Source organism: Azospirillum sp. B4 (assembly GCF_000333275.1).
GTDB lineage: Bacteria > Pseudomonadota > Alphaproteobacteria > Azospirillales > Azospirillaceae > Nitrospirillum.
Genome location: NZ_BACU01000502.1, coordinates 1 through 6338, shown reverse-complemented (window position 1 = coordinate 6338; position 6338 = coordinate 1). Strand labels below are relative to the sequence as shown.

At 66.6% G+C, this 6338-nt stretch carries 6 protein-coding genes; 1 reads left to right on the top strand and 5 read right to left on the bottom strand.

The window, feature by feature from the left end; all coding sequences use genetic code 11:
* Nucleotides 1–13: 13 nt before the first annotated feature.
* The 5 genes from I55_RS21950 to I55_RS21930 are packed head-to-tail and all read right to left on the bottom strand — an operon-like array spanning nt 14 to nt 4413.
* Nucleotides 14–1021, bottom strand: a complete 1008-nt coding sequence (locus I55_RS21950) for a methyl-accepting chemotaxis protein (RefSeq protein WP_049974382.1) — start codon at nt 1019–1021, stop codon at nt 14–16.
* A 13-nt stretch (nt 1022–1034) separates the two neighbouring features.
* Nucleotides 1035–1535, bottom strand: coding sequence for a chemotaxis protein CheW (locus I55_RS21945; RefSeq protein WP_044562730.1), 501 nt, complete (start codon nt 1533–1535; stop codon nt 1035–1037).
* 15 nt (nt 1536–1550) lie between these two features.
* A complete protein-coding gene (locus I55_RS39105; protein WP_044562729.1) occupies nt 1551–3686 on the bottom strand; it encodes a chemotaxis protein CheA in 2136 nt (711 codons plus the stop codon).
* Nucleotides 3683–4051, bottom strand: coding sequence for a response regulator (locus tag I55_RS21935; RefSeq protein WP_044562732.1), 369 nt, complete (start codon nt 4049–4051; stop codon nt 3683–3685). Before I55_RS21935 ends, I55_RS39105 begins: the two co-directional genes overlap by 4 nt.
* Nucleotides 4051–4413: an STAS domain-containing protein gene (locus tag I55_RS21930; protein ID WP_044562728.1), complete on the bottom strand. Its 363-nt coding sequence runs from the start codon at nt 4411–4413 to the stop codon at nt 4051–4053. The genes I55_RS21935 and I55_RS21930 overlap by 1 nt, the downstream gene beginning before the upstream one ends.
* A 522-nt stretch (nt 4414–4935) precedes the next feature.
* Between I55_RS21930 and I55_RS21925 the strand changes: the two genes are divergently transcribed.
* Nucleotides 4936–6338: hypothetical protein (locus tag I55_RS21925; RefSeq protein ID WP_044562731.1), on the top strand; the 1403-nt coding region annotated here is incomplete at its 3' end.

The window sequence follows — 6338 nt, the reverse complement described above, 5'->3', positions numbered from 1 at the left end:
TGCACCGCCCGGGTCACCGCCTCCCCAAAGTTTTGCGGTTCCCCGGCCGAATACCGAGCGATCTTTTCCCTCTGGCCGGCGTTGTCCCCGTTCTGTTTGAAGTTGGCCGCCATCTGTTCCTTGGAAGCCGACGCTTCCTCCGCCGCCGACGCTGGGTCAGTCGCCCCTTGCGACAGTTCCTCCGCCGTCGCCGACAGTCCTGGCTGCCTGACGACACGTTCTCCGACGCCGACGTCGCTTCGCCCACGACCTCCCGCAGCTTCTCCATCATGCTGTTGATATGGCGCATGAGGTCGCCCACCTCGTCCCGCGACGTCACCTCGGCGGTGCGGGTCAGATCACCGTCCGCCACCGCCTGGGCCAGGGCCCCCGCCCGATTCAGGCCCCGGCTGATGCCCAGCGCGATCCAGGTGCCAGCCGCCACGGCGATCAGCAGCGACGCCAGCACGGCGACGACCAGGAACAGGCGCGCGCTTTCGTATTGGGCGACGGCGTCTGCCTCCGCGCCGGCCATCTGCGTGCGGTAGAGTTCGATGATGTCGGCCAACTGCCGCTGCGCTTCACCCACCAGTTGGCGCGCCGGCCCCACCGATATCTCGATGGCCTTGGCCTGCTCGCCGCGCTTGACCAGTTCGCGCATCTTGTCGTCGGTCGCCAGGAACTGCTGCCAGGTGCCTTGCAGCGCCTGCCATTTGGGCTTGCCCTCGGCGCTGATGATGGCCTGGACCTTGGCGACCAGGTCGGCGAAGTCCTGGCGGTAGCCCATGACATCGCGGTCGTACTTCTCGACCTGTTCGGGACTGGTCGAGAGCAGCATGTTCTTCTCGGCCCGCACCATCTGCACTAGGTCGACCAGCACCTCTTCCGCCCATTGCAGCTTCTGCACCGGGCCGGCGACCATGTCGCGCATGGTGGTGTTGATGGTGGCCAGGCTGCTGATGCCCAGCCCCGCCGTGGCGGTGCTGAGCATGATGATGAAGGCGAAGGTCAACGCCAGCTTCAGCTTGATGGTAATGCGCATGTGAGGTTCCCCGTCAGGCTGCGGTGCGTTGCGATGGGTTGGCGGCTTCGTCCCGCGCGTCGGCGCCGGAGAAGATGCGTTCGAGATCGAGGACGGCGATGAATTCGGCGCCGCGCTTGGCGATGCAGCGGATGTACTCCGGCCGCCAGCGCATGCCGATGCGCGGCGTCTCCTCCAGGGCGGACGCCGGCACCTGGGTGATTTCGTACACCTTGTCGGCGCGCAGCCCGACGATCACGGGTGCGCCATCGATCATCACCTCGGTGACGACGATGCGGGTGTCGATGGTGGGCGGCTGCAGGTCCATTCCGAACTTCAGGCGCAGGTCCGCCAGCGGCACCACCTTGCCGCGCACATTGATCAGCCCGCCGACGAAAGGTTGGCTGTTGGGCACGCCGGTGACGGGAACGAGATCCAGGATTTCGCGCACGTGCGCGGCCTCCAAGGCGAAGACCTCGCCTTGCAGGCCCAGGGTCAGGACTTCCAGCGGCTTACCACTTTTCCACGCTGTCATGATGTCCCCCTGCCGTCAGCTGGCGGCTTTGAAGCGGTTCTCGTAGGCCATGCCCAGCTTGACCAGGTTGGCGATGTCCAGGATCAGGGCCACGGCCCCGTCCCCCAGGATGGTGGCGCCGGCGAAGGTCTCGACGTCGGCGTGCAGCTTGGACAGCGACTTGATCACCGTCTGGTGGTTGCCGATCACCTGGTCCACCACCAGGCCAACCCGCTGCCCGCCGAAGGAGACGATCACCGCCTTCTGGTAGCGGTCCGGGGGCTCGGCCACGTGGAACAGCTCCCGCAGGCGCAGGAAGGGCACCAGGTCGCCCCGGATGTTCAGGAAGCTGCGCCCGCGGGAGCGCGCGTCCTCCTCCGCCGACAGTTCCACGCATTCCTCCACCGCCGACAGTGGCAGGGCGTACCGGCCGGTGCCGACGCGCACCAACAGCCCATCGATGATGGCCAGGGTCAGCGGCAGCCGCAGGGTCAGCCGCGTGCCTTCGCCGGGCGTGCTGGCGATGTCGATCTTGCCGCGCAACCCTTCAATGGCGCGCTTCACCACGTCCATGCCCACGCCCCGGCCGGACAGGTTGGTCACCTCCCTCGCGGTCGAGAAGCCGGGCTGGAAGATCAGCTGGAACAGCTCCGCGTCGGAAAGCTTGGCGCCGGCGGGGATCAGGCCCTGGTCCTCGGCGCGCGCCTGGATGCGCGCGCGGTCCAGGCCCCGGCCGTCATCACCAATGGTCACCATCACCTCCGCCCCGGCGTGGCAGGCGGTCAAGGTTATGCGCCCGGCCGCCGGCTTGCCCGCCTCCCTGCGGCCGTCGGGCGTTTCCAGCCCGTGGTCGATGGCGTTGCGGATCAGGTGGATCAGCGGATCGTTGAGCCGCTCGATGACCGTCTTGTCGAGTTCCGTCTCCTCGCCCAGCGTGACCAGCTCGATGCGCTTGCCCAGTTCATCGGCGAGGTCATGCACCATGCGGCGGAACCGGCCGAAAAGCGATCCGATCGGCACGGTGCGGACGCTCATGGTGGCGTCCCGCAGCTCGTGGGCCAGGCGCTCGATCTCCTCCGCGATCGCCTTGACCTCGGCATCGGCGCCCGACGCCGCCACCTGGGACAGGCGCGACTGGACGATGACCAGCTCGCCCACGCGGTCCATCAGCTCATCAAGGCGTTCGGCCGGCACACGGATGCTGTCCGTCCCCCTAGACACCGCCTTGGCCCCGCCCAGCTTTGCCCCATCCGGGCCGGCCGCCGCGCCGGCACCCGATGTCGCGCCCGCCCTCAGGTGCTGTTGTTCGGCCAGGGCCGCGGCCAGCGTATCGGGGGACACCTCGCCGGATTTCACCAGCAACGTGCCCAGGGGCATCTGGGCCGCCACCGCGGCGTCGACCGCCCCCTGCGCCACGTCGCCCCGGTCCACCAGGATCTCACCGATGCGGCCGCCTTCACCGGAAACGGTGATGGGATCGATCGACAGCTCCATGTCGTCGATGACGAACATGAAGACCTCCTCGATCACCGCGCGCGGCTGGCTGGTGGTCAGCACGACGTCCCAGGCAAGGTGGCAATCCGTCGGCGTCATGTCCTCCAGCGGCGGCACGCCGTCGGTCCGGGCGACGACCGTGGCGACACCCAGGCCGCGCAACTCATCCAGCAGCAACAGGGGGTTGGTTCCCATCGCCATGGCGTCGCGGCCCAGGCGGAAGCGTATCCGCCATGTGGCGTCGACCGGCGCGTGCACCTGCGCCGCCAGTTCCCGCGGCGCCTCAGCCACCGCGGATGCCGACGGGTCGCCCACGACCTGCTTCAGCGTCTGCAGGATGACGGCGCCGTCCGCCGCCTCAGCCAGATCCGGCGCCTCGATCAGCTGGCGCATGTGGTCCTTGGCCGCCAGCGTCACGGCGATCAGGTCCCGGCTGGGCGGCACCTTGCCCTTGCGCACCAGATCGAACGCCGTCTCCACGTGGTGGGTGAACGACGCGACCGCGTCGAAGCCGAACATCGCCCCCGATCCCTTCACCGTATGAAGGGCACGGAAGGCGCTGTTGATCAGGTCGGCGTCGTCCGGCGCGTGTTCCAGATCGAGCAGCGCCTGTTCCAACTGCTCAAGCAGTTCCTGGGCTTCCTGCCGGAAGACGTCCGCCGGATCCAGCGTGCTCATGCGCCCAGCACCTTGCGCACGACGGACACCAGTTGTTCCTGTTGGAACGGCTTGGTGATCCAGCCCGTGGCGCCGGCGGCCTTGGCCTCCTGCTTCATGGCGGCATCGGATTCCGTGGTCAGGAACAGGATGGGCACGCCCCGGTAGGCGGGCAGCTGACGCAACGCCCGGATGAGGTCCAGGCCATTCATCACCGGCATGTTGAGGTCGGTGACCACCAGGTCGACCGCCGTATCCTTGGCCTTGGCCAAGCCTTCGGCGCCATCGGCGGCTTGCAGGACGGTGTATCCCGCCCCCGCCAGGGTCAGCTTCACCATTTGGCGCACGCTGGGGGAGTCATCAACGCTCAGGACGGTCTTGGCCATCATCGTGCCTCCGTATGCAGCCAGAAATCGTGGTCGGCGGTTTGATCGGCGGTGGCCGTGGCACCGGCGGCCAGCCCAACGGCCGTCAGGAAGCCGCCCCGTTGCAGCGCGTCCCGCAGCACCCCGGAAACCGGCCCAGCCAACCTCACCACCCGCCGGTCGCGCCGGGCGCCGTTCCGCGCGGCGATCAGCAGCTGGACAAAGCTGAGGTCAACCTCGTCCAGCGCGCCGCACTCAATTTCCACGACGGCATGGGACTTGCCCGCCGCCATGAGGATGGCGTGCGTTTCGTCAGCGTTACGAATGGTGCGGGATCCGTCGAAAACAACTTTTCCAACGTCTTCGCGCGATGCGTTTCCCATTGCGGAATCCTTATGTGAGCCGGACAAGCAAAAAGCGCGGCCGCCTGGACGCAGCCGTGAAATGATGGTCAGCGCCTCATTTGGTGTGGTAAAAATCTACCCCAAAAGCATTACCACAGACGTTTAGATAGCCGAAATTCGCCGGCCAGGCAAATCTTATGGGTAGGTGGTTTATAAATTGTAAACCTTGGCGGACAAAAAAGACGAAATAGAGCCTGAGAATGGTTTTGATATGAATCAATACATGGAATTTTATCTTAATGTGATTCAATGTTAATGGAATTATAATAGGCCTATATTTACCCTTTACACAGGCCCGTCCAGCGCCCAACCCTTCGGAACCGAAGGGGAGCGGACGCTCTTGAGACCGTGGGGATACGTGAAACACCGTGGGCGAGCGGATTATGGCACCGCGCCACCGAAAGGATGAATGGTCGCCGGAGGGTTACCATCAATTCACCTGGTTCTGCTTAATGTCAGGTGGCCACGAGCCGCGCCGCAAAAAATTCATCGAGGACGGGCATGAGAGGGGATTTGGATACCGTGGCCAAGGCCATCAGGGGGGCGTCCGCGTCAACCGACGCGCATTTCCTGGACATCGGCCGCCGGCTTGAGACCGCCGTCGACATCCTGACCAGCCTGACCGGCACCTGCGACACGCTTTCCAATGAAATGAATGGGGAGGATCTGCGCCTGGCCACCCAGGACCTGTCGCGGGTGGCGCGCTTCATCTCCGCGCTGACCCAGGGCGTCGAGGCCGGTTCGTTCCAGAGCCTGACGGCACTGGTCACGGCCATCACCGGCCGGGTGGCACGGATGGACAAGTCGATCAAAGGCGTGGCGATGCTGGCCACCAACGCCAAGATCGCCGCCGCCGTCATCGGTGACAGCAGCGACGAGTTCATGAATTTCGCCACCGAAATCCGCCGGACGTTGAGCCTGGCCCAGTCCAGCCTGGACCTGTTCGCCGCCGAACTGGCGGGCGTCAGCCGCCACTTGCAGGAAGTCATCGCCAACCAGTCCACCCTGGACGCGCGGCAGAGCACGGCGGCCCGGGCCATCCCGCAACGCCTGACACGCAGCGTCGGCACGGTGGTCGAGCGCGGCCACCGGGCGGGCGCGGCCGCGGCCATGGTCGGCCAACGCTCAAGAGACATCACCGCCCGCATCAGCGAGGCGGTCATGGCGCTGCAAGTGGGCGACATCACGCGCCAGCGCATGGAGCACGTGGACTATGCCCTGGGTCTACTGACGGGGGGGCCGCTGACGGGGGGCCTGCTGACCGGAACCGGGCCCGCCCCGGGAGCCGGCACCACGCCACCGGCGGCCCAGTTTTGCTGCCGCCTGCAAGCGGCACAACTGGAGGACACGGCGGACGAACTGGCGCGGGAGGTCGATCAGATCCTGACGTCGCTGCGCGAACTGGCGGACGACGCCAAGGAGATCGTGCGCCAGGGCCAGGAGGCCTTCGGCGCTTCCGGCGGACATGAAGGCAGCTTCGTGGGCGAGCTGGAGGAGGAGGTCGGGGAAGTCCAGGCCCTGCTGGACGGGTTTGGCACGGCCCAGCGCCAAACCGACCTGGCCGCCGCATCGGTGTCGGCCGCGACGGCGCGCCTGGTGCGCCAGATCGGCACCATGCGGACCTTGGAGGCGGACATCCGCATCATGGGCCTGAACACCAGCCTCCGGTGCGGCCGGCTGGGCACGGTTGGCCGGCCCCTCTCGATCATTGCCCAGGAACTGCGCGTATACGCCAACGAGATCGCCGTGGAGGCCGACGGCGTGAGGGAGGAACTGGATCAGGTCGCGACGATCGCGGGGAGCCTGTCGGACCAAGCGCGCGACGATGCCGCCGCCGACACCGCGGCCGCGGCCGGCAACATGGCACAATCCATCGCCGGGTTCGGAACCGCCGGGCAAAAACT